The organism is Sphingomonas sp. Leaf257, assembly GCF_001422185.1.
In the GTDB taxonomy this organism is placed as follows: domain Bacteria; phylum Pseudomonadota; class Alphaproteobacteria; order Sphingomonadales; family Sphingomonadaceae; genus Sphingomonas; species Sphingomonas yabuuchiae.
Map to the genome: position 1 here is coordinate 268,318 of NZ_LMMH01000033.1, position 22,026 is coordinate 290,343.

The following is a 22,026-nucleotide window of genomic DNA, read 5'->3' on the forward strand; positions in this document are numbered from 1 at the left end:
TCCCGTGACCACTCCCCGCTCGAGCGAGGTCGATGCCCAGATCGAGCGTGCGCGCGAGGTGATGGCGCGCATCTCGCAGGATTATCGCGGGTCCGCGCAGGCGACGATCAAGCGCGCCCGGCGCAAGACGCGCTCGGCGTTGCAGCGGCTGATCCTGATCGCCATCGCCAACGCAGTCATCCTGATCGCGGCGATGGTGACGGGCCTGATCCTGCCCGGCGGGATCGGCATTTTCGGCGCGTTGGCGGCGATGATGCTGATGCTGGCGGCGACGCTCGCCATCGCGCTCGCGCCCGCCCCGCGCGCGCCGACGCCCGCCAAACTGGCGCAGGTCGATATCAAGGCGCTGCCCGCCCAGACCGAACGCTGGCTGGAGGCGCAGCGACCGCTACTGCCCGCACCCGCCGTGCAGCTGGTCGACCGGATCGGGCGGCGTCTCGATACGCTCTCGCCGCAACTGGCGGGCGTCGACAATGAGACGCCCGAGGCGATGGAGGTCCGCCGCCTGATCGGCGAGCAGCTCCCCGCCTTTCTGCGCGATTACGAACGCGTGCCAGAGCCGCTGCGCCGGGTCGAACGCAATGGGCGGACGCCGGATGCGCAGTTGGTCGATGGTCTGAAGCTGATCGAACAGGAAATCGGCGACATGACCCAGCGGCTGGCCCAGGCCGATCTTGACAGCCTGTCGACCCGCGGGCGATTTCTGGAAATGAAATATCGCGAGGAAAGGGCGGACTGATGCGGAGCGCGGCGGTGGTGGTGACGATGATGCTCTCCACCGCCGCGATGGCGCAGGATGGGCCGAGCAAGGCGGACTGGGACGCGATCAACGTGTCGCTGAAGCAGTTGAAGGACGGCCGCTATCTCGACGCGGCGGACATATTGCGGTCGCTGGCCTTTGACGCGGCAGGCAAGCCCAAGCCCGGTATCTTCTACAGCCAGTGGCGAGAGGCGCAAACGCGGATGACGGCCGAGCCGGCAGGTCCCGAGCCCCAACCGTCGGACGGACCCGAGGCCAAGGCGGCCGCCGAGCGTATGGTCGCCGCCACGCCGCGCGATGCGATCGCGGAGATCGTCGCGCGGGCGGCCAAGACTCGCGTGGTTATCCTCAACGAAAATCATGGCCTGCCGCGCGATCGCGCCTTTGCGCTGGAAGTTGCGCGGGCCTTGCGTCCGCTGGGCTATTCGCTGCTCGCGGCGGAAACCTTCTGGAACGCGGACGATCAGGCGCCGATGGCTCGGTTGGCGAAGGATGGCTTTCCGGTCCACAGCTCGGGGCATTATACCCAGGATCCGGTGTTCGGTGACTTCGTCCGGCAGTCGCTAGCCATGGGCTATCGCCCCGTGGCCTATGAAGAGATGCAAAGCGGCAAAGGCCTGAGCCGCGCCGAGAGCATCGCCCGGCGTGAGGAGGCGCAGTCCAGCAGCCTGGCCAAGGTGCTGGCTGCCGATCCCAAGGCCAAGATGTTCGTCTATGTCGGCCACAGCCACGTCGCCGAGGAGCCGATCGACGGCTCCGGCAATGCCAAGCAAAGCTGGATGGCGGCTCTGCTGAAGGCCAAGACCGGCATCGACCCGCTGACCATCGACCAGGTCACGCTGGGGCAGAGCGCCAGCGGCTATAATGGCCTGGCGCGCCGGGTTTTGGCGGCCAAGGCATCCGGCCGCTCGGTCGTACTGTTCGACGGCGACCGTCCTATGACGGTCGGCCAATATGCCGGTGCGGTCGATTTGCAGGTCTATCATCCGACCACGCGCATGGTGAAGGGCCGCCCCGACTGGCTGGCGGCGATGGGGCGCAAACCGATGGCGATCCCGGCGGGCTTCGTGCCGCAAAAGGGCGAGCGGCTGGTGCAGGCATTCATCGCGGGCGAGAGCGACGATGCAATTCCGGTCGATCAGGTGCTGGTCCAGGCGGGCAAGGACGCGCCCGTCCTGCTGGTGCCCGGCGACAAGCCCCTGCGGCTGGCGATGCAGGACCCGGCATCCACCACACCCTGACTCGGCTTTCTTCCCCTTGCAGGGGAGGAACGGGTTCATGACCTCTGGCACTCGCGCCGAACAGCCTATCCCACAAATGAAAAGGGCTGCCGGGACGTCATCGCGACGGCCCCGGCAACCCCTAAACATGGTCAGCGGCCGGAGAGCTCCAGCCCGGGAGACCATGCGGGCCTCAAGACATCAGGCGCGACCGTTGATTGGGGGAAAATACCCCCCGAACCGCGCCTATCGATATCAGAGACCGGCCCCCCGAACGAACTGAACCGACCCCCTTGCTGAACCATGAGACATCGGATCACCTCCTTTCGCTAGTTAAAGCCAATGCGCCCTTTCAAAGTGCGCAACGCCAATGTGCGTAGGCGAACGCCAATAAACAAGACTTGTAATGCGATGATGTTTGGCCGAGCATCCTGCGCCCGCCAAATCGCGGGACTCAGCCCCGGCAATCCTCGATCACGCGTCCGATCTCCGCATAGGCGGGGATGACCAGCGGCACCTGGCCGCTCTGCTCGATGGTGAACCGGCCCCGGCTGAACGCCATCGCATCCAGCAGCGGATCGGCGACCGGCAGCGACAGCTCCGCTCCGCCCGCGACCGCATGGGCTGTCAGGCTGCGCGTCGTGCTGGAGGTGCGGATCGTGACTGCACCCGCGACCGACGCGGGGCGGCCGAGGCGGATTTGGCGGGTGCGCGGATCGCAGGCCAGGGTCAGGCGCGTGACGCCGGCCGTGCCGAATATCGCGACCGATCCCTGCGCGGCGCGCTGATACCGCCAGTCACCGGGCGTCAGCGGCCAATCGCGCCAGTCACTCCCTAGCACCGGGCGCGGTGCGGGCGGGGCGGGACGGGGGGGCTGGCGCACCGGCGGGGCGGCCTCGGGGCGCGGGGCGGCGGGGATACAGCCCGACAGGGCGGCGGCCCCGATAATCGGGGCGAGGGAAGCAAGGGAGAGGCGACGCATCGCATCCAGCCTATGCGGGAGGGGCCCCGGATGCTCAACCCCGTGCTGCGACGGGACGTGCCGATGCGGCGGGCATCGGAACCGAGATCGGAACCGGCTCCGGCTCCGGCGGTTCATCCGGCTAAACGGAGGTTAATATGGCCGAACACGACACGCCGACCCTGATCCTGGTTCAGTCCACCGTCTCGGGCACGCTGAAGCTCGAAAGCCGCGATGGCGATGCGATCGGCAGCGTCTATTCCTTCATGGTCCACAAGCGTTCGGGCCGCGCGACCCATGCCGTGCTGGCGCTGGGCGGCTTCCTGGGCATGGGCAAGAGCTTCTATCCCGTGCCGTTCAGCCTGCTCCAGTTCGATCCGGTGGGCGATCAGTATGTCATTACGGTCGATCGCCGTTTGCTGGAGGGCGGGCCGAGCTGGTCGAACAATGCGCCGGTGTTCGATCAGGCTTATGCCGATCGGGTCGCGGGCTATTATGGGGTGGGGACGGAGAATTTGGATTTGGGTTGAGGTTTTTGGGGGTGGTCTTTGGGGCGGTGGCCCTCCCCCATCCCCTCCCGCTTGCGGGAGGGGCGTGCCCGTGGAAGCGATAGGAAATCCTCAGACGTAGCGATTTGACGCTCACCAAGTCATGCACCCCTCCCGCACGCGGGAGGGGATGGGGGAGGGCCACCGCCAAGCAGCCCGAACCCCCCGATAATCAATTCGCCTTCCGTCCGCTGGCGAACTTTTTGCTCTTCCCGAACCGCGTCTTGCGCGTGCCCGGCTTGCCTTCATTGGAGCGCCCCATGATCGGCGCCTTCTGCTCGTGCACCGGCAGGCCCAGTTCCTCATTCTCCAACTGCCGGATTTCATCCCGCAACCGGCCCGCTTCCTCGAATTCGAGGTCGGCGGCGGCCTTGCGCATCTTCTTCTCGAGTTCCTCGATATAGGCGCGCAGATTGTGGCCGACCATGTGCGGACGGTCTTCGTCGATGGGCACGGTGACCTGATCGCCCGACGCCACATGCGCGATGATGTCGCCGATCTGGCGGCGGATCGTCTGCGGTGTGATGCCGTGTTCGGTGTTGTATGCCATCTGCTTCTCGCGACGCCGCGAGGTTTCCAGCATGGCGCGTTCCATCGATCCTGTGATCCGGTCGGCGTACAGGATCACGCGACCGTCGACGTTGCGCGCCGCACGCCCGATCGTCTGGATCAGCGAGGTCTCGGACCGCAAAAACCCTTCCTTGTCGGCGTCGAGGATCGCGACCAGCCCACATTCGGGAATGTCCAATCCCTCGCGCAGCAGGTTGATGCCGATCAGTACGTCATACACGCCCAGCCGCAGGTCGCGGATCAGCTCAATACGCTCCAGCGTCTCGACGTCGGAGTGCATGTAGCGGACCTTGATCCCCGCCTCATGCATATACTCCGTCAGGTCCTCCGCCATCCGCTTGGTCAGCGTGGTGACGAGGGTGCGGTAACCGAGCTCGGTCGTCTTGCGCGCCTCGATGATCAGGTCCTGCACCTGCTCCTCGACCGGCTTGATCTCGACCGGCGGGTCGATCAGGCCTGTGGGGCGAATGACCTGCTCGACGAAGACGCCGCCGGTCTGCTCCATCTCCCAGTTGCCGGGGGTGGCCGAGACGCTGACCGTCTGCGGGCGCATCGCGTCCCATTCGTTGAAGCGCAGCGGACGGTTGTCGATCGCTGAGGGCAGGCGAAAGCCATATTCGGCCAGCGTGATCTTGCGACGATGGTCGCCGCGCGACATGCCGTTGATCTGGCCGATGGTGACATGGCTCTCGTCGACGAACAGCACCGCATTTTCGGGCAGATATTCGAAAAGCGTGGGCGGCGGCTCGCCGGGGAGGCGGCCGGTCAGGAAGCGGCTGTAATTCTCGATGCCGTTGCAGCTGCCGGTCGCCGCGATCATCTCCAGGTCGAAATTGGTGCGCTGCTCCAGCCGCTGGCGTTCCAGCAGCTTGCCCTCGATCTCCAGCTCCTTCAGCCGCTCGGTCAGCTCGAATTTGATCGCCTCGACCGCCTGTTTCATCGTCGGGCCAGGGGTCACATAGTGGCTGTTGGCGTAGATGCGGACCGAGTTGAGGCTGGCGACCTTCTTGCCGGTCAGCGGATCGAACTCGACGATCTCCTCGATCTCGTCGCCGAAGAAGGACACGCGCCAAGCGGAGTCCTCATAGTGCGAGGGGAAAATTTCCAGGTTGTCGCCGCGCACCCGGAAATTGCCGCGCATGAAGGCGGCGTCGTTGCGCTTGTACTGGAGCGCGACGAGTTTGCGGATGATCTCGCGCTGGTCGACGCTCTGGCCCTTTTTCAGGTCGAAGATCATCGCCGAATAGGTTTCGACCGAGCCGATACCATAAAGGCACGATACCGAGGCGACGATGATGACGTCGTCGCGCTCCAGTAGCGCACGCGTCGCGGAGTGGCGCATCCGGTCGATCGACTCGTTGATCGAGCTTTCCTTCTCGATGTACGTGTCGGACCGCGGCACATAGGCCTCGGGCTGGTAATAGTCGTAATAGCTGACGAAATATTCGACCGCGTTGTTGGGGAAGAAGTTCTTGAACTCCCCATATAACTGCGCCGCCAGGATCTTGTTGGGCGCGAGGATCAGCGCGGGGCGCTGCAACTCCTCGATCACCTTGGCCATGGTGAAGGTCTTGCCCGATCCGGTGACGCCCAGCAGCACCTGATCCTTGTCGCCCGCGCGGGCCGCCGCCGTCAGTTCCTGGATCGCGGCGGGCTGATCGCCGCTGGCGGTATATTCGGTGACGAGTTCGAACCGCTTGCCGCCTTCCGCCTTTTCGGGGCGTGACGGGCGGTGGGGGATGAAGCTGACCCCGGTTTCGGGCTCGTCGAGGGTGGTGCGGATCTGGATCGCCATGAAAGGGAATATGGGTCCAGTTGCGCTTTTGTTCCAGTGGTTGCGATGTTTGGGCGGCGAGGGCGGGGCGTGGGCTTCGACTTCGCTCAGCCTGAACGGGTTTTCGTATCCAGCCCCATTCCCGACTTCCGCTCAGCCTGAGCGCAGTCTAAGGCCAAGGAAATTCGCTTTATTGCAAAGCCCGAACCTCTGGCGTGTCGAGACAGGCCCGCATCATCGCATCGCTGGTCCGTGTCACACCGCCATCCCGGAACGGACCGACCTCCACCGGCTGCCCCAGTCGAACCGGGGCAAACCGACCCCGCGCGCCCGAACACCGCATGGCGGCATCCAGCAGCTTGGGCGGCGTGTCATAGCCCTCATAGGACAGGCGGAACGTGCCCCAATGGATGGGGATCGCCGTCGCCGCGCCCAGCCGCTCGAAGATCTGCACCGCTTGCGGCGGGCCGACATGGCTGCCCGACGCCATCTGCCCGGGCGCGAAGCGGAACGCCCCGATCGGCAGCAGCGCGAGGCGCACCGGGCCGAGTTTCGCCGCCTCCTCGGGCCAGCGCCCGTCGCCCATGCCGGTATCCCCCGCGAAGAAGATGTTGCCGCCGGGTAGCTTCACTACGAAGCTGGACCACAGCGCCCGGTTGCGGTCGGCGAACCAGCGGCTGCCCCAGTGATGGTTGCGCGTGACGGCGACCGAGACGCCCGGTCGGATGATCCTTTCCCGGCCCCAGTCGAGCGCGGTGGCGGGCACGCCCACCTGGCCGATCACGCTGTCATTGCCCAGGCTGGTGACGACCAGCGGCCGGTCGCGCTGCCAGAGCTTGCGCAATGTCGTCTGATCCAGATGGTCGTAATGATTGTGGCTGATCAGGATCAGGTCGATCCGGGGCAGGTCGTCCAGCGCCACGCCGGGCCGCGCCACCCGCTTCGGGCCGAAGCCGAAGGGGCCTGCGCGCTCGGCATAGACGGGGTCGGTCAGGATGTTCAGCCCCTGGGTCTGGACCAGTACGGTCGCATGGCCGATCCAGGTCGCGACCATGCGCTGCCCCGCGACACGCGCCTCGGGGCGGGAGGGCTGCACCGCCACCGTCTCGGGCCAGGCGGGGCGGCCGTCATCGCCGGTCAGCTGACGCCACAGGAAACCGCCACGTCCGCCGCGCGTCGGCATCCGCATGGTGTCGGCATCGCCATCGGGATTGAAGAAGCGTTCGCCGTCATAATGGCCGGTCTCCGGCCCTTCATGATAGAGCCGGTCGAGATAATGCGGCACGATCGTCGCGGCCAGGCCGATGAGGATCAGGATCAGAGCCAGCCCCTTGGCGATCGGACGGACGATGGTCATGACGGAGCCCGGTTCGAAAAGTGCAACGCAAAGCTCCCGACGGTCAGCGACCGCGCGCGATGCGGGCCTGCCAGAGCATAAGAAGCGGCACGACTCCCAGTTCCATCACCAGCCCCAGCCGATGCCCGGGGGAGGGGGCGCCGACCGTCGCCCAGGACAGGAGTCGTGCCAGTCCGCCCGCCACCACCAACAGGCCGAGCAGGCGAAACCGCGCGCCCTTGCGCTCGATGCCCCGCACGCAGGTCGTAAAGGCCAGCCCAAGGGCGAAGAAGATGCCCGAGACATAGCGGAACTGGCTGTCCAGATCGGTCGGGATCGTGGGCGCATGGCCCAGCCAACCGGGGCCACGCACGATGCTGATCCCGCCGATGGTCAGCGGCACCAGACAGGCGATGGCGACCACGGCCTGCAGGGCGCGCCGCTCGGTCGGGGTGACGCTCAATCCAGGATTTCCTTGCGGACATGGATCGCACGCAGCGAGATGCGGACCTCGACCATGAAGGCGATCAGGCACGCGGTCAGCAGGCAGACCGACAGGATGAAGGCCAGTGCGATCCAGGTGCCGATATGGAATTTGCCGATATTGGCGATGAACAGCACGGCGATGACGATGCAGGCCATCACCGCGCTCGACACCGACAGGAACAGGGCGGCGTTGATGATCGACATGCGCCGGTCGAGCAGTCGCAGCTCCCATTTGTGGCGCGCCAGTTCGGGGCCGTCGTCGATCTTGTGGATCATCATCTCCAGCCCGCGCGCCCGGTCGATCACCCGCGCCAGCCTTCCGGCGAGCACGTTCAGCAACTGCCCGATCGCGGCGAGCAGGAAGACGGGGGCCAGCGAGAGCTGGATGGTCTGGGCGATGGTGGCGACGGCGGGCAGGGTGGGCATCGCCGGAAATGGTGGCGTGTCGGGCCGGGCGGGGCAAGTGGGAAGTGGGGTCAAGACATTCCTCCCCTGCAAGGGGAGGTGGCAGGCCGAAGGCCTGACGGAGGGGTGTCACGGGTTGAGAGGGAGAAGATCCTCGCAGCCGGTTACACCCCTCCACCATCCTGCGGATGGTCCCCCTCCCCTTGCAGGGGAGGAATGGGGTCGCCGTCACACCGGTGCGGCGTCGGCTCCGGCACCGTAATGGTGCCAGGTAAAGATCGCCAGCGCGCTGCGGTGCGGGCGAAAGGCCTCCGCCAGTTCGCGGACCAGCTTTTCCGACGGCCGTGCGTCATGGCCCAGGATGCGGCCCATCTCGATCTGCACGGCCAGGTCGCCTGCGGGCCAGATATCGGTGCGGCCTTCGGCGAACAGCAGATAGACCTCCGCCGACCAGCGGCCGATGCCCTTGACCGCGACCAGCTTGGCGATCGCTTCCTCGTCATCCTCGGGCAGGGCGGACAGGTTCAGCCGACCGCTCGTCACCTCCTCGGCCAGGCTGCGGAGATAGCCTGCCTTTTGCCGCGATATGCCAGCGCCGCGCAGTTCCTCGTCGGTGACGCCGTGAAGCCGCGTCGGATCGCTCGCATCGCCGAGCAGTTCGTTCAGTCGCCGCCAATGCGCATCGGCCGAGGCGACCGACACCTGCTGCCCCAATATGGTGCGGACCAATGTGGCGTAACCGCGCGCCCGGATGCGCGGCGCGGGGTAGCCGATCCGGGTCAGCGCGGCGGCAATGGCGGGCTCGGCGGCGGCGAGCGCATCCATGCTTTCGCGAATCTGTTCGGCGCTCAGGCCCATGATGCTTGATCCGTGCGTTCAGGCCCGGCAGAGGCGCTTTTAACATCAGGGCCGACAAGGAGAATGGACATGCCCAAGCTTATCGTCGTGACCCGCGACGGGGAAGAACGCGAAATCGACGGCGAGGCCGGTCTGTCGGTGATGGAAGTCATCCGCGATGCGGGTGTCGATGAACTGCTGGCGCTGTGCGGCGGCTGTTGCAGCTGCGCGACGTGCCATGTGCATGTCGACCCGGCCTTTGCCGACACGCTGCCCGCGCTCGGCCCGGACGAGGATGATCTGCTCGATTCGACCAGCGACCGGGACGCGACCTCGCGCCTGTCGTGCCAGCTACCCTTCGGCGCGGCGCAGGACGGGATGCGGGTTAGGATCGCGGCGGAAGACTGACGGCGCATCGCGTCGGAACGTCGGAGGCGGGGTTTCGGCCCCGCCTCTTTTTTGCGCGCAGGGTGGCGGGCTGTTGGGTGAGGTCGCGGCCTATCTGAGAGATTGTGTTCGCGCGGAGACGCGGAGGCGCGGAGATGTCCTGCGCGGGGCAAGCGGAGCCCGCTATCACGACCGGCAGACTTTTGCGGCGGCTGGCGAGGATGGAGGGGCCTTGCGGCCAGATACACCATCTCCGCGTCTCCGCGCCTCCGCGCGAACCTTAATCCCATGGCCTTCGACTTCGCTCAGGCTGAACGGAGGAAGGGAATGGTGGCCACGCGAACCGAAAGCCGTTCACGCTGAGCGAAGTCGAAGCGCACGTCCGGCGCTCGCCGCTCACACTTTCTGCGCGCAAAAAAGGCGGCAGGGTCCAACCCCGCCGCCCCGCAAATCACCGCGCCGCCACCGCATACAGGGCGATCGCCGCCGCGTTGGAGACGTTCAGGCTTTCCACCTTCGGGCTGATCGGCAGCTTGGCGAGTTCGTCGCAATGCGCCTCGGTATTCTGGCGCATGCCTTCGCCCTCGGCGCCCAGCACGATGCAGATGCGCTGCGTGCCCATCGCCTGCGCCAGCGTCTGGTTCGCATGGCCGGTCAGGCCGATGCGCCAGAAGCCCGCTTCCGCGATCTCCTCCAGTGCGCGCGCCAGGTTCACCACGCGGACCCACGGCACCGTCTCCAGCGCGCCGCTGGCCGAGCGGGCGACCGTGCCCGATTCGGGCGGCGCATGCCGGTCCTGGGTCACGATGCCCACCGCGTCGAAAGCGGCCGCCGAGCGCAGGATCGCGCCGACATTGTGCGGGTCGGTCACCTGGTCCAGCACGACGAGCGGCCGTTGATTGTCCTGCGCCTCGTGCAGCAGGTCGCCCAGCCAGATATCCTCCAGCGGATCGACCTCGGCCACCAGGCCCTGATGCGGCGCGTCGGCGGGGACCAGGCGGCCCAGATCGGCGACATCGGCAAAGGTGACCGGCAGGACCGGCGGCAGGTCGAGCGCGGCCAGCGCCTCACGCGTGCCCCAGATCTTGCGCACCGTCCGGTTGGGGTTGGCGAGCGCCGCCGTCACCGCATGCCGTCCCCAGAAGCGGGGGCGGTTGGATGAAGCCTGGCTGGGGCGATGTCCTCGGCGTGCCATCAGTCGTCGTTGTCCGTAAAGTCAAAGGGTCTGGTCGTCGCCGGTTGCGTCGGCACCGGCGGGCGCGGCAACGCCTTGTCCGCATTCGCCGCCGCGAGCAAGACCCCGGCGAGCACGACCGAGGCCTGGCGCATGTCCTCAGCCTTCAGATGGTCGAAGGTATCGGCCGAGCTGTGATGCGTGCGGCTGCCATAATCCAGCGGGTCCTGGATGAACTGGAAGCCCTGCACCCCGACCGCCTGCATGAAGACATGGTCGGTACCGCCGGTCGTCCGCTGCACGACATTGCCCGCGCCCAGCGACGCATAGGGCGACAGCCATTCCTTCAGCAGCGGCACCGCCGCCGGGTTGTTCTCGGCATAAAGGCCGCGCAGCTTGCCCGAGCCGTTGTCGATGTTGAAATAGGCCGCCAGGTCGCCGTAGCCCGGCTTGGGCGTGATCGGCCACCGATTGGTCCAGCCATAATAGCGCTTCAGGCCCGATTGCGGCGCATCGTCGGGGCGACCGCGCGACGCCAGATGCTGTTCGACATAGGCCATGGAACCGAGGATGCCCTGCTCCTCGCCCGACCATAGCGCGAAGCGGATGGTGCGCTTCGGACGCTGGCCGGTGGCGGCCAGGATGCGCGCGGCCTCCATGATCATCGCGCTGCCCGCCGCATTGTCGGAGGCGCCGTCGCCTGCGACCCAGCTGTCGAGATGCGCACCCGCCATCACATAGCCCGCCTTGGGGTCGGTGCCGGGGATTTCGGCGATGATGTTGTAGGCGTTCACGTCGCTGTCGTCGTAGCGGACGTCGCTCAGCACCTCGATCGTCGGGGCGGGGCCGGTCTTGGTCAGACGCGCGAGGCGGCGATAATCCTCGGCGGCCAGTTCGATGCCGGGGACGGCGGGCGTCTCGCCACGCCCGAACAGATAGCCTTCGCCGTGCACCAGCTTGCCGTCGCGGTAGCTTTGCGTGACATAGGCGACCGCGCCCTCGGCCTTCAGGAACGCATCGAGCTTCTGCGCGAAGTCGAGCCGCTTCAACCGACGGTCGGCGGTTTCGGGGTCGTGCTCGGGCTGGACATAGATGTCGAGCTTGGCGATGTCCTCGCCGATCAGGCGACGGAAGGGGGCGCTGGTCTGCTCGTCGCCGGTGCCGGGCATCGTCACCATGACGATCTTGCCGCGCAGCTGGCCGCGCCACTTGTCGAAATCGCGCTCGCGCTTCATCGGCGCGACGATGACGGGGGCGGTCACCGCGCCGTTGGTGCCGGGCGTCCAGGCGATGGGGATCGCAGTCAGCTGCAGCGGGCGGGGCGACACCATACGTACGCTGGCCCGCTCGATCGACCAGCCGCGCCCGAAGGCGAAGCCCTCCTTATGAACGTTCTTCAATCCCCATTTGGCGAACTGGTCTGCGGTCCAGCCCTCGGCGGTACGCATCGCCGGGCTGTTGGTCATGCGCGGGCCGATCACGTCGGTCAGATGCTGTGCGGTCTGCATGACCTGGCTGTGGTTCATGCCCTCATCGATCAGCCGGTTGGCGGCATTACGATCCTGCGCCCCCGCCATGGCGGCGGGCAACAGCGCGGCCGCCGCGACGGCGGCGAGCAAGGATGGGCGCATCATGATATTTTCCCCGGTGTCTCTCGAATGGGTCAAAGGCTATGTCCCGATTGCGCGACATGCAAGCAACCCGATCAGGCATGGCTGACGAAAATCGTACAAATCGGCGTTGACAGGCCCGATAAGCTTCGGCATTGGGCGCGCCTCGCTCCGATGGAGTGACACCCCGGAAGGGTGGCCGAGTGGTTAAAGGCAGCAGACTGTAAATCTGCCCGCGTGAGCGTACACTGGTTCGAATCCAGTCCCTTCCACCATCCCCGCCAATCGGCTAGGGTCGATCAGCGGCGCTAGACTTGAGCGGGTATAGCACAATGGTAGTGCAGCAGCCTTCCAAGCTGAATACACGGGTTCGATTCCCGTTACCCGCTCCACCACTACAGTACATACCCCTGAATGCCCGGAGATTAACCTCCACTGGTAAGGTGTAGCGATCGAAGCGCGGCACTCAGATTGAAGCGTTTTGTGCTGACGTAGCGCCCTCGCGGACCAGTCAACGGATTGACTCGGTATCAGGCGATGATTGATCTAGCCGCAATTCACGATGGATGCCCTCGGGAGGCGGTGTTTTGACGGCTGAGCCATATTTCCAGACGAACGAGGTTTTCGGTATCTCGACAGAGATTTTGAGGCCTTCATATGTTAATCGCGGCGACTTGGACGTACGCCTTCAGCGCCTACTACGACGCAATTTTCATATCGCCCTTCGCGGTGAGTCAAAGTGCGGAAAGAGCTGGCTTCGTCAGCAAAATATACCTGATGCCATTGTCGTTCAGTGTCGTTTGAATAAGACGCCGAAAGACCTTTACACTGATATCCTAAGTCAGCTTGGACTGAATTTAGTTGTCGAAAAGTCTTCCGGCAAAACGGTGAAAGCCACGCTTGAAGCCACGCAGGAACTAGGCGTAAAAATACTGGCCAAGCTTGCGTTTAAGCAGACGATCGCTTTAGAAGCAAACAGTACGGCAAAATCTAAGCCTGTCGGGCGTGATTTGGAAGACCTGCGTTTTGTCTCTGATATTATCAAGGAGTCAGGTCGACGCCTTGTGATTGAGGACTTTCACTATCTGAGTCCCGAACATAGAACTGAATTTGCGTTCGACCTTAAGGCCCTTTGGGATTACGGCATTTACGTGATTGTTATTGGTATCTGGTCCGAAAACAATCTTCTCATTCACTTGAATTCAGACTTGGCCGGACGCATCGAAGAGGTGCCCATTTATTGGTCGCCTGACGACTTGAAGCGCGTGCTTGATCTTGGGTCAGATGCCTTGCGTGTCACGTTCCCAAATCGGGTGAGCGCCAGACTCATTGAAGACAGCTTTGGAACTGTCGGCATTTTACAAAGACTGGCACTCGATTTTCTGGATGAGGCGGGGATAGATGCAACTTTAGATCGCCGCAGGGTCGTGGGCGATGAGAACATGTATGAAGCGGTTGCAATGGCGTATGCAGAGCAGCTTAATGCCCTATACCAAACTTTTGCACAAAATGTTGCGAACGGCATCAGGCAGCGAGCGAATTCGACCGGAATCTACGCGCATATGCTCAAGGTTGTTATGGATGCAACTGACGCCCAGTTAAATGACGGTCTTCCTACAGACAATATCTTTAAAGAAGCGTCCCAGCGTGAAAATCGCATAAAGAGGGCTAACCTCGGCTCAATCATGCGGAAGATAAATGCTCTTCAAGTCGACAAGGGCAATCGCGGGCTTATCTTGTCATACGATGAAACAAAAGACGAAGTATTCGTAGTCGATAAGCATCTTTTCTTCTATCGCAAATACGCAACTGCGCAATGGCCTTGGGAACGTGTCATTCAGGAAGCGGAAGATTTAGGGGATACGTATGACGGGCAAGGTTAATCCACCCACATTCCGGATTGCCGTAGCTGGCGAATGATCGCATTGAATGCAGCGGTACATCCCTGTGCCCGTCCAATCTCATTATCCTGCCCGGCGGATTCCCAGAACATGGTTAGAGGCCACCGCTCCGAGCAGTGAGGCAACAGGCATCGCAGCGCCAGCCGAATGGGGATCGTATCGCACCGCCGATCCCCGCTTTCGGCCATCGCCTGCCGCAATACCTGCACGGCGAGTTCCACGACGATTCGATGATGGCGACGCATCATGCTATGGAACGTATGTAGAACATCAATTCAAGAGATTCGCGATGGCGCGTTGCCTCCTGTGCACCAGCAATGACGAACAGGCCGTCTTGGAGCATCTAGCGGAAAAGCTGTGGGATAGCCGGATGGGAGAATTTGAGATTGCCACGCCATGGGCGGACGCCGGGCCGTATTGGCAAGCCAAATTCCGCGAGATGGCGGTTTCGGCAAAGCTCGCGCTTACCGCCTGATGGACGATCCCGCGTGGATGAGTCTGGGCAACATGCGATCCAACAATGTCAGCAGCGTGCTGATATGGTGCGGATGCGGTCATAGCGCTTCGGCAAACGCTGATCGCTGGCCCGACGATCGTAAAGTCCCCGGCCTGAAGCGGCATTTCCGCTGCACAAAATGCGGTCAGCGCCCCCGAATGGTTGTGCCTGACTGGACCAGTCGCACGAATATTTAAAAGATTAGCCCGGATCAGCGTCGATACCGATCCGGGCTTTGATCACAGGCTTGCAATGAGCGGCTTCAGTGGTCGAACCATAGAGGCCCAGATTTCATGCACGACTGTTTCGGGATGGGTGCCGTCCGTGGTGGGCGACGTGGCGAAAACCGAACCTACCGCGTGAGCGTTACCTGGGGTGATGCTGGCCGATAAGCCCAAGGTGAACGATCCGTCGCCATTGTCGGTGACGGTGTTGATGCTGCCCTTCATTTCCACGACGGATGTGCCCGGTTCGAAATAGGCCGCGCTTCCCACGGCCGGGGGCGTGGTGGCGGTAATCTTGACGGTCGAGGTTGCCGTCCCGGCCGCCAGCGCCGTTGCCAGTTTGCCGCCCCCCGCCTTCACGAAGGCGAGCCGCGCCCACACGGGTGATTGCCCCGAGAAAGTCGGGTCTGCCCGCAATTCGCGCTGACCGTCCTGAAGGTCGACGACCATGGCGAGCGGCGCGGGTACGGTCTGCACCAACCAAGTGTTGAAATTCTCCAGACCTATACCTGCCGCAGCGGGGCGGGGCAGCTGGCCCTCCAGCAGCGTGTAGTTTGTTACGCTATCGTTCGTGACACGGGATGATACCGTGGATTGAATGATCGGGATGCCGGGGAAGGTCTTGGCGAGGAAGTCCCACCACGCTTGCGCCCGTGCCTTCATCAGGATCAGCACGTCGTCCGGCGTGGCCGAATTGGCCATGGCGCTGAAGTCGTTCCTGAGCCCTTGGCTCCAGATATGGGTAAACGGCCACCTTCCGCCATTCATGTCACGGATGGCGGCCAGCGCGGCATAGCGTTGGCTGAACCGATTGCTGCCCGCCGTAACGTCCATGAAATCTTCCATGGACGCACCGTGATGGGTGAAGTTGGCGACACCGAACGACCCGACGCCAGCAGGATCGCCCAGCGCCTTGACGATCCCACCGACCAGCTGGCGGGCGTCCGGCCGCTGGTCGTTCTGAGCCCCGATCGAATCGGCGATGAACAGCACCGAAGGCGTCCGGCCGTCGAACGGGACGACGACGCCATGAGGTTTGTAGCCGCGCAAATTATCTGGCGCGCTGCCGGTAATTTGCCCCCCGGCCAGGTTGCTGGATGCAAACGCGCCGTTGCGTCGCCGGTACTCGCCAAAGGCCGGATCGGCATTCCACCCCGTCGGGCGCTTGCCCCCCGATGGCGTGGTCAGGCTGACGCGATGAAAGCCCCCGGCAAAGGCAGGTCGGGCATCTTCAATCGCAAATCCGCCATCCGGGATGACCACGGAAGCGGCCCCGCCGAAGGTGCCCGCGACGCGGGTGCCACCGCCATTTGCCGCCGTGAAGGTGACGCTGCCGTCGATAGTGTTGGTGTTGCCGGGCAGCGTCTCCAGTGCTGTGGGGCCGCTAGTGTCCGCGCTGTTGAAACCGAAATTGAAGTACACCGGCCGCCAACCGGCAGGCTGGGCGGGCATGAAATTGTCCGAAACCTCGTTAAGAGCGCCTGACGACGGGGGATAGGCCAACGCCGTAAGGCTGTTTCCCTGCGTCCGATATGGCGACAGGCCAAACACCAGATCGCCCGCCTTGGGATAGGTGGCGGCGCGGGGAATCGGGATCGACGTAAAGGTCAGGGGTTCCTCGACGGCGCGAGATCCTTTGCTTGCACGGATGACGATCGTGGAGGCCTGCCCATCGGCCTGCGCACCCGCCCCCGCGACGATCCGGCCGCCCGATGCCAGCGCCAGCGTAGACGGCGTGCTGCCCACAACCGTGTAAGTCGCACCCGAGCCGAAGGGATCGGTCAGGGACGCAATGAGCGCCCCTTGCGCGATGGAAGTGTAATAGGTGGACTTGCTGGCCGACAGGCCCGGCCCGCCGCCACCCGCGCTCCCGCCAAGCCCAAGGCTAAGGCCAATGCCAAGCCCCGGCATCAGTAGAGCGCCAGCATATCAGCGGCCGTGGTGCCGGTGGCGAGGATGCGGCGCGGACGGAACGGGACGATGGCGCCAGAGGGGACATTCTTCCACGTCACGCCAGTAGCCCCGGCAGGTGCACCCGCTCCAATCATCGCGATGGTGCCCCCGGTTCCTACATAGAACGCCTTGGGAATGTCGGCGAGGTCGGTTCCGTCATTGGGCACGATGGCCACCGCGCGGGTGGCAGGGTCGGAAACTTTGTCCGCGAAGGTGCGGAAGGGATCAGCCATGGTCAGTCCTTTCGTGGGAGAGTGGGGTTGCGCGGCCAGCTACCCAGCAACAGACGGCGCTTGTCGTCACAGGCCGCCAGATCGACCCGGCCGTCCCGGATCGTGGCGTCATCATCGGCCGCCGTGGCGCTACCGTCCGGCTGGCGACGCTGTGGCGTCGGCACGCACGGCTCCAAGGCCGCTGTCGGCGGATCGGGAAGGCGTGAATAGGGCGGCGTCGAGTGTGTCGATGTCGCGCACCCGGTCAGGGCCGCGACACACGACACGGCCAGCATCAGTTTGCGCATAGCGTGTCACCGTGTCTTTCGAGTGGAGGATGATGGGCAGGCGATCGGCCATGGCGGCCGCGTACCGCTCGGCCGCCGTCGCAATCCGGTCCGCATTGGCGGCCTCGGCCGACGCGGCATCCCGCTTGCTTTCCGCGACCTCGGCGCGCCGATCGCCGCGTTCCTTGGTCAAATCGAGCAGGTGGACCGCGCGCAGCTGGTCAACGCGCCAGCCCCACACTGCAAGCAACAGGATGGGGATCAGCGGCCAGAAGCGCCCCAGCGCCGCGAGCCGGATCATGCCGCCGCATCACATTTGCGGCGATCGACATTGCCGATCCGCTTGGCGATCCAGCCGACATGGAAAACCTTCAGGCGGGAATTGGCCGCGACCAAGCGGTCATATTCTGCCCGCTGCTGCCCATCGAGCAGGCCCAGCATCGTGACGCACAACCGGACCGCGCCGTATTGCGTCTGGCACGCCTGATAGGCGGCGATCGTCGCGGCCCCCACCTTGCCGTCCACCGCCAGCCGCGTGCCACACGTCGCGTTGATCCCGGTTTGGAACCAGCGCCCCGGCCGATCCGCGCCCATGTTGACCGTGGTATCGAACAGTTCTTCCGTCACGGCCGCATCGATCGGGATCAGCGGGGCATAGCCGGGCTTCACCAGATAATCGGCGTAATAGATGCTATGCGCCACGCTGTCGGGCAGCGTCCGCATCGGGCCGGTATAGCCATGCGCCACCGCAACCCGCTTGGTGATGCCCTTGTTCGTCTCGCCACCCGGATCGGCCGGGTGGTTCACATATCCGCCCTCAAGGGTGATCACCCCGGCGATCATCGCGGCGACGATCGCCGCGACGCCGCCTCCTTTTGCGGCACGCGCGAGCGTAGCCCGCGCGGCCGGTTGCCCCGCTGGTTTTGTCATCTATCCATGTCCTTGGTTGGTGGGGGGATCAGGCCCCGGTTTGATCCTTGTCCGTGATCATCGGGCGGAACAGCCTCGCCAGCCCCTCGGGCAGGATGTACGGCAGCGCCGCCAGCATCACGCGCATGGTCCCGATGCCCGTCCAACCGGCACAGGTGCCCGCGAACAGCACCGACCACACCGGCATGTTGAAATGGACAGCCATCGCCCCGCCAATCGCGCCGAACGCGGGCAGGATCGAACACAGGACCATGATATCGCGCCATGTCACGGCGCGGCCCGCCTCCAGCTTGCGGCCGATCTTCAGCACTTGCCCCGACGCGACCGCAAAGGCCGCCAGTGCGTAGAACTGCCAGTCCTTCACAGCGTCGATACTCCTATCCCCAGGCCGGTCAGGATCAGGACGCCGCTGACCAGAAAGCTGGCGGTCCGATGGCGGGAAAAGGCCGCCAGCACGAAACTCATGCCCGTCGTGGCGAACACGGACGCCGTGCAGTCCGTGGCCACATCGAACGCGATCCAGTGGTCAGGCTGGGCAGATACCAGCCGCGCCGCATCCCCCGCCGATCCGAAAAAATAGCCCAGACCGATCAGCACGGACCCGCCAAAGAGCAAGGTCGCGCTCCACGGCGTCTTGATGGCCGATACCAAATCGGCGTGAAGCTGGGCGATGGTGGCCCGGAACGCGGCGCGGCACTCGCTTTTGTTCGGCCCCCGGCATCGCGCCAGATGCCATAGCGCCCCGCCGCACGGAACAAGCCAATGCCCGGCCGACACGGCGAAGCGCACGCCGAACAGCATCAATGTCCAGATGGCCACGACGCTGACGATATGGGCAAGCGCCGTCATTTCACGGCCTCCAAGGCCGCGAAGCATAGATTATCCATGATTATCTCCCTGAAGGTCCGGCGTCAGTTCAGCCGGTTGAACCCGATGCGCAGATCAGCCTCGCCGGGCGGCAAGGCCATGGTGCGACGATCGACCAGCAATGTGGCGTTCGTCGCGGTGTTGAACTGGATGCGGCCACTCGTGGGGCGATCAACAAAAACGGCCGCGTCAGCATCGCGAATGTCGTTGTCATAAACCGCGATTGCCGCCCGGTTCTGAAAGCCGGGATAGCGGCCATTCATCGTGAAGGTGCTGTTTCCGTTGCCCGATACGGTGACACCCCGGCGGCAATTCACGATGATGTTGCCATAGATTTCGAGGCCTACGGAATCGAAATCGGAGCCAATGCCAATGCCCCATGAGTAGGGGTAAAGATCGGCCTCCTCACAGTAATTCCCCCTGATGACGGATCGGCCCATCGGGTTGACGCTGACACAGAAATTGTGCCCCCGAATATGATTGCCTTCGATCAGGAAGGTTTCTGACAGGATGACGATCGCGCCCTTGCCGCCCCCCGTGAATGCACGGACGCGATTTTGCCGGATGATGGCGTGGGCCGGATTGCGTACATACAGATGATTGTTTCGCCCGCACTGGATACAGTCGGCCTGAACGCCAACGGGAGGGGGAATGTCGTTGCCCTGCACGATGCAAATGCCTCCGACACCTTCGATATAGACCGCATCGCCCGCCGCTTTGCCCACATTGTCATGGATATAATTGCCTTCGACCAACACGTCTTCCGCCAGGGCGTTGGNTGCCTCCGACACCTTCGATATAGACCGCATCGCCCGCCGCTTTGCCCACATTGTCATGGATATAATTGCCTTCGACCAACACGTCTTCCGCCAGGGCGTTGGTGGGCAGAGAGATTTCGTTGAACGGCTTGCTGCGTATCTGAACAACGTCTCCCACCGATGCCGTACCGGAAAGCGTGAACGACACCCCGCCGCCCGAGAAAGCCACCCCGCCGCTGGCGGTGCCATTGACCAAGGACCCATCCGGCCGACGCACCCGCCACCGCGTCGCCGATCCGCTGCCCCCCGTTGTGCACTCCACCCGGAAGATGCCCGTAAGGGCGGCCTCCGTCGTGGCATAGGCCTGCACCTGAACCCCCTTCGGGAGCGCGACCAATTCAGCTTCCGCCTTGCGCGTGTTGCCCCGGATCGCGACGCCGATCGCATTGTCATCCGTGGTCGAACCGTTGCGTGATATCTCGTTGCCCACCAGCATGACGCCCGACGCGCCATAGCTGTTCACGCCCCGCGATTTGGCGCGGGTGATATGCAGGCCCTGAATGCGGAAATCATTGGCCGCATTTTCGTCGACACCATAGGTCTGGCCGATCCCGACTTGCGGCGCTGCGCCCGAGCCATAGGGCCGATAGGTGCAACGGTTGCTGGGCAGCAGCGTCTCGGCCCACGCGCCGCCACGTTCCAGAAAGAAATGCGTGCCCGGCCAGAACAGCGTTACGTCCGTCGCCTTGGCAAGCGTTCGCCATGCAGTGGCGGGCGTCAGGCCGTCGCCGCCACGTTCCAGAAAGAAATGCGTGCCCGGCCAGAACAGCGTTACGTCCGTCGCCTTGGCAAGCGTTCGCCATGCAGTGGCGGGCGTCAGGCCGTCGCTGTCATCACTCCCGGCCGGGCTGATATAGCGCCGCGTCTCGGGCAGGAAGGCGTCGGCCGGTCCGGCCACGATCGCCTCCAAGTCGTCGTCCCCGACCTCGCACAGGATTTCGACCGAGCGAACCCATCCCGTCATCGGCAAGGTGCCGTCCACCCGNGGTCCGGCCACGATCGCCTCCAAGTCGTCGTCCCCGACCTCGCACAGGATTTCGACCGAGCGAACCCATCCCGTCATCGGCAAGGTGCCGTCCACCCGCGCGCCGATCGCCACGCGGTCCAGCCCGGTGGTCGCTTCCATGAAAGGTGCATGGGCGAGCAGCCCCGCCGCGCCGATCGTCTGGCCCCGTGGGCTGACACGGTGGGCCATGCGAACCCGGCCCGGCCCGGTCAGCCGGGGAACACAGGGGCGGCGGAAACTGCCGGTCTGCGTGCCGGTCAGGGCGTTGTCGTTGGTGCGGGCGAGCGTGTAGCCCTCGCCCGCACCATTGGTCAGGTGGAGCATCGTGCGTTCGGCATTGTCCTGCCGCGCAAACTCCACCTCCAGCACGATGGTATGCGGGCGGCCGAACAGGTGCCCGCCCACGATCAGCAGGGGCGCAGCGGTCCGTGTCACGGGCTGGCCCGACACGATGATGGGGCTGGTAATACGGGCGGCCTCGACTTGCGCGAGGATCACCAGCACCTCCGATTGAGGCCGCACGACCAACCGGGCCTGTTGCCCGGCATTGTGGACCCGGCCGACACGCTGCCACCCACCATTTGTAAAGATGGGCGTCTGGCCGCCGCCTCCGGTGACGGTGATATAGCCGCCACCCTTCAGGCACCGGACATAGGCGCTGATCGCATAGGCCGCGCCGCCAGCGCCGAAAAACGGGATGGCAAATTCGGTATCGGGGGAGGGGTTGTAGAACCGCACCGCCTTGCCGTTCATCACCCCGGCCGCGAGCAGCTGCGCGAGCAAATTCGGTATCGGGGGAGGGGTTGTAGAACCGCACCGCCTTGCCGTTCATCACCCCGGCCGCGAGCAGCTGCGCGAAGATGCCCGCCGCGTCCATCGCTGCGCGATCGTCGACCAGTGTTATGGTGGCGTCTGTCGGCCGGTTGCTGAGCAAGGTCCATCCGGCCGTAGAGGTGGGCGCGGCGTTGCTCATGGCCAGCAGATTGGTCGCGGGCGGCTCCAGCGCCACCCCGGCCCCCGCCGCGACGATCGGCTGTCCGGCGGGCGACAGCTTCAGCGTTCCGTCCAGAGCAAGAGCGATGCCGCCCGGCCCGGATATCCGCACCTCGGGGATGGCCCCCGCGCTTGGATACGCCCTGTCGCCAGCGGCGTAAGCGGTGCCCGCGAAGTCGAGCCGGAGGGCCGACACGCTTTTGGGGGCCTGAATGATCATGCGTAATTCCCGACCAGCATGACCCGCAGGCCCCGCGCGCCCAAGCCCTCG

At 64.5% G+C, this 22,026-nt stretch carries 23 protein-coding genes and 2 tRNA genes; 9 read left to right on the forward strand and 16 right to left on the reverse strand.

Features of this window, described 5'->3' with window-relative positions:
* Nucleotides 1-4 precede the first annotated feature (4 nt).
* On the forward strand, nucleotides 5-739 hold the full coding sequence (locus ASF14_RS15690) for a hypothetical protein (RefSeq protein WP_236697097.1): 735 nt from the start codon (nucleotides 5-7) through the stop codon (nucleotides 737-739).
* Nucleotides 739-2,001 carry a hypothetical protein gene (locus ASF14_RS15695; RefSeq protein ID WP_056437042.1) on the forward strand — a complete coding sequence of 421 codons (1,263 nt, stop codon included), beginning with the start codon at nucleotides 739-741 and terminating at the stop codon, nucleotides 1,999-2,001. Before ASF14_RS15690 ends, ASF14_RS15695 begins: the two co-directional genes overlap by 1 nt.
* Nucleotides 2,002-2,434: 433 nt before the next feature.
* Here ASF14_RS15695 and ASF14_RS15700 read toward each other — a convergent pair whose 3' ends face one another.
* Nucleotides 2,435-2,962: a hypothetical protein gene (locus ASF14_RS15700; RefSeq protein ID WP_056437045.1), complete on the reverse strand. Its 528-nt coding sequence runs from the start codon at nucleotides 2,960-2,962 to the stop codon at nucleotides 2,435-2,437.
* 137 nt (nucleotides 2,963-3,099) lie between these two features.
* On the opposite strand from ASF14_RS15700, the gene ASF14_RS15705 reads away from it, so the two are divergent.
* Entirely contained in the window at nucleotides 3,100-3,471 is a 372-nt protein-coding gene (locus tag ASF14_RS15705) for a PRC-barrel domain-containing protein (RefSeq protein ID WP_056437049.1), read from the forward strand.
* A gap of 190 nt (nucleotides 3,472-3,661) precedes the next feature.
* On the opposite strand, the gene uvrB is transcribed toward ASF14_RS15705, so the two are convergent.
* From uvrB to ASF14_RS15730, 5 genes are all read right to left on the reverse strand, one after another.
* The gene (gene uvrB, locus ASF14_RS15710; protein ID WP_056437052.1) at nucleotides 3,662-5,854 is read right to left on the reverse strand and encodes an excinuclease ABC subunit UvrB; all 2,193 of its coding nucleotides are present in this window, start codon (nucleotides 5,852-5,854) and stop codon (nucleotides 3,662-3,664) included.
* A gap of 169 nt (nucleotides 5,855-6,023) precedes the next feature.
* Entirely contained in the window at nucleotides 6,024-7,190 is a 1,167-nt protein-coding gene (locus tag ASF14_RS15715; RefSeq protein WP_056437059.1) for an MBL fold metallo-hydrolase, read from the reverse strand.
* 43 nt (nucleotides 7,191-7,233) lie between these two features.
* On the reverse strand, nucleotides 7,234-7,632 hold the full coding sequence (locus tag ASF14_RS15720; protein WP_056437061.1) for a DUF4345 domain-containing protein: 399 nt from the start codon (nucleotides 7,630-7,632) through the stop codon (nucleotides 7,234-7,236).
* Nucleotides 7,629-8,081 (reverse strand): DUF2721 domain-containing protein, encoded by a 453-nt coding sequence (locus ASF14_RS15725; protein ID WP_056437063.1) that lies wholly within the window; start codon nucleotides 8,079-8,081, stop codon nucleotides 7,629-7,631. Before ASF14_RS15725 ends, ASF14_RS15720 begins: the two co-directional genes overlap by 4 nt.
* Before the next feature lie 207 nt (nucleotides 8,082-8,288).
* Entirely contained in the window at nucleotides 8,289-8,918 is a 630-nt protein-coding gene (locus tag ASF14_RS15730; protein ID WP_056437065.1) for a DNA-3-methyladenine glycosylase family protein, read from the reverse strand.
* Between the two features lie 69 nt (nucleotides 8,919-8,987).
* On the opposite strand from ASF14_RS15730, the gene ASF14_RS15735 reads away from it, so the two are divergent.
* Nucleotides 8,988-9,305, forward strand: coding sequence for a 2Fe-2S iron-sulfur cluster-binding protein (locus ASF14_RS15735; protein WP_042484328.1), 318 nt, complete (start codon nucleotides 8,988-8,990; stop codon nucleotides 9,303-9,305).
* A gap of 430 nt (nucleotides 9,306-9,735) precedes the next feature.
* Here ASF14_RS15735 and rlmB read toward each other — a convergent pair whose 3' ends face one another.
* Nucleotides 9,736-10,479, reverse strand: a complete 744-nt coding sequence (gene rlmB, locus ASF14_RS15740) for a 23S rRNA (guanosine(2251)-2'-O)-methyltransferase RlmB (protein ID WP_056437068.1) — start codon at nucleotides 10,477-10,479, stop codon at nucleotides 9,736-9,738.
* Nucleotides 10,479-12,089, reverse strand: a complete 1,611-nt coding sequence (locus ASF14_RS15745; protein ID WP_056437234.1) for a M20/M25/M40 family metallo-hydrolase — start codon at nucleotides 12,087-12,089, stop codon at nucleotides 10,479-10,481. The genes rlmB and ASF14_RS15745 overlap by 1 nt, the downstream gene beginning before the upstream one ends.
* A 168-nt stretch (nucleotides 12,090-12,257) precedes the next feature.
* On the opposite strand from ASF14_RS15745, the gene ASF14_RS15750 reads away from it, so the two are divergent.
* The 4 genes from ASF14_RS15750 to ASF14_RS15765 all read left to right on the forward strand — a co-directional run bounded on the left by ASF14_RS15750 (nucleotide 12,258) and on the right by ASF14_RS15765 (nucleotide 14,444).
* Nucleotides 12,258-12,343: transfer RNA gene (locus ASF14_RS15750), tRNA-Tyr, on the forward strand.
* A gap of 43 nt (nucleotides 12,344-12,386) precedes the next feature.
* Nucleotides 12,387-12,460, forward strand: a tRNA-Gly gene (locus tag ASF14_RS15755).
* 282 nt (nucleotides 12,461-12,742) lie between these two features.
* Nucleotides 12,743-13,951, forward strand: coding sequence for a hypothetical protein (locus ASF14_RS15760; RefSeq protein ID WP_201780607.1), 1,209 nt, complete (start codon nucleotides 12,743-12,745; stop codon nucleotides 13,949-13,951).
* Between the two features lie 307 nt (nucleotides 13,952-14,258).
* The gene (locus tag ASF14_RS15765) at nucleotides 14,259-14,444 is read left to right on the forward strand and encodes a hypothetical protein (protein WP_056437080.1); all 186 of its coding nucleotides are present in this window, start codon (nucleotides 14,259-14,261) and stop codon (nucleotides 14,442-14,444) included.
* Nucleotides 14,445-14,704: 260 nt separating this feature from the next.
* On the opposite strand, the gene ASF14_RS15770 is transcribed toward ASF14_RS15765, so the two are convergent.
* From ASF14_RS15770 to ASF14_RS22595, 8 genes are all read right to left on the reverse strand, one after another.
* Complete coding sequence (locus ASF14_RS15770) at nucleotides 14,705-16,600, reverse strand: hypothetical protein (RefSeq protein WP_056437084.1); 1,896 nt, start codon at nucleotides 16,598-16,600, stop codon at nucleotides 14,705-14,707.
* Complete coding sequence (locus tag ASF14_RS15775; protein WP_056437087.1) at nucleotides 16,600-16,875, reverse strand: spike base protein, RCAP_Rcc01079 family; 276 nt, start codon at nucleotides 16,873-16,875, stop codon at nucleotides 16,600-16,602. The genes ASF14_RS15770 and ASF14_RS15775 overlap by 1 nt, the downstream gene beginning before the upstream one ends.
* A 2-nt stretch (nucleotides 16,876-16,877) precedes the next feature.
* Nucleotides 16,878-17,039, reverse strand: coding sequence for a hypothetical protein (locus ASF14_RS21620; protein WP_156361230.1), 162 nt, complete (start codon nucleotides 17,037-17,039; stop codon nucleotides 16,878-16,880).
* Complete coding sequence (locus ASF14_RS15780; RefSeq protein WP_056437090.1) at nucleotides 17,005-17,442, reverse strand: hypothetical protein; 438 nt, start codon at nucleotides 17,440-17,442, stop codon at nucleotides 17,005-17,007. The genes ASF14_RS21620 and ASF14_RS15780 overlap by 35 nt, the downstream gene beginning before the upstream one ends.
* Entirely contained in the window at nucleotides 17,439-18,071 is a 633-nt protein-coding gene (locus tag ASF14_RS15785) for a glycoside hydrolase family 108 protein (RefSeq protein WP_056437092.1), read from the reverse strand. The genes ASF14_RS15780 and ASF14_RS15785 overlap by 4 nt, the downstream gene beginning before the upstream one ends.
* Before the next feature lie 28 nt (nucleotides 18,072-18,099).
* A complete protein-coding gene (locus ASF14_RS15790; RefSeq protein WP_056437095.1) occupies nucleotides 18,100-18,435 on the reverse strand; it encodes a hypothetical protein in 336 nt (111 codons plus the stop codon).
* On the reverse strand, nucleotides 18,432-18,920 hold the full coding sequence (locus ASF14_RS15795) for a hypothetical protein (protein ID WP_056437098.1): 489 nt from the start codon (nucleotides 18,918-18,920) through the stop codon (nucleotides 18,432-18,434). Before ASF14_RS15795 ends, ASF14_RS15790 begins: the two co-directional genes overlap by 4 nt.
* A 62-nt stretch (nucleotides 18,921-18,982) precedes the next feature.
* Entirely contained in the window at nucleotides 18,983-19,696 is a 714-nt protein-coding gene (locus ASF14_RS22595; protein WP_168371544.1) for a NosD domain-containing protein, read from the reverse strand.
* A 1,926-nt stretch (nucleotides 19,697-21,622) separates the two neighbouring features.
* Here ASF14_RS22595 and ASF14_RS15810 point away from each other — a divergent pair.
* Nucleotides 21,623-21,916 (forward strand): hypothetical protein, encoded by a 294-nt coding sequence (locus ASF14_RS15810; RefSeq protein ID WP_156361231.1) that lies wholly within the window; start codon nucleotides 21,623-21,625, stop codon nucleotides 21,914-21,916.
* Nucleotides 21,917-22,026: the final 110 nt, after the last annotated feature.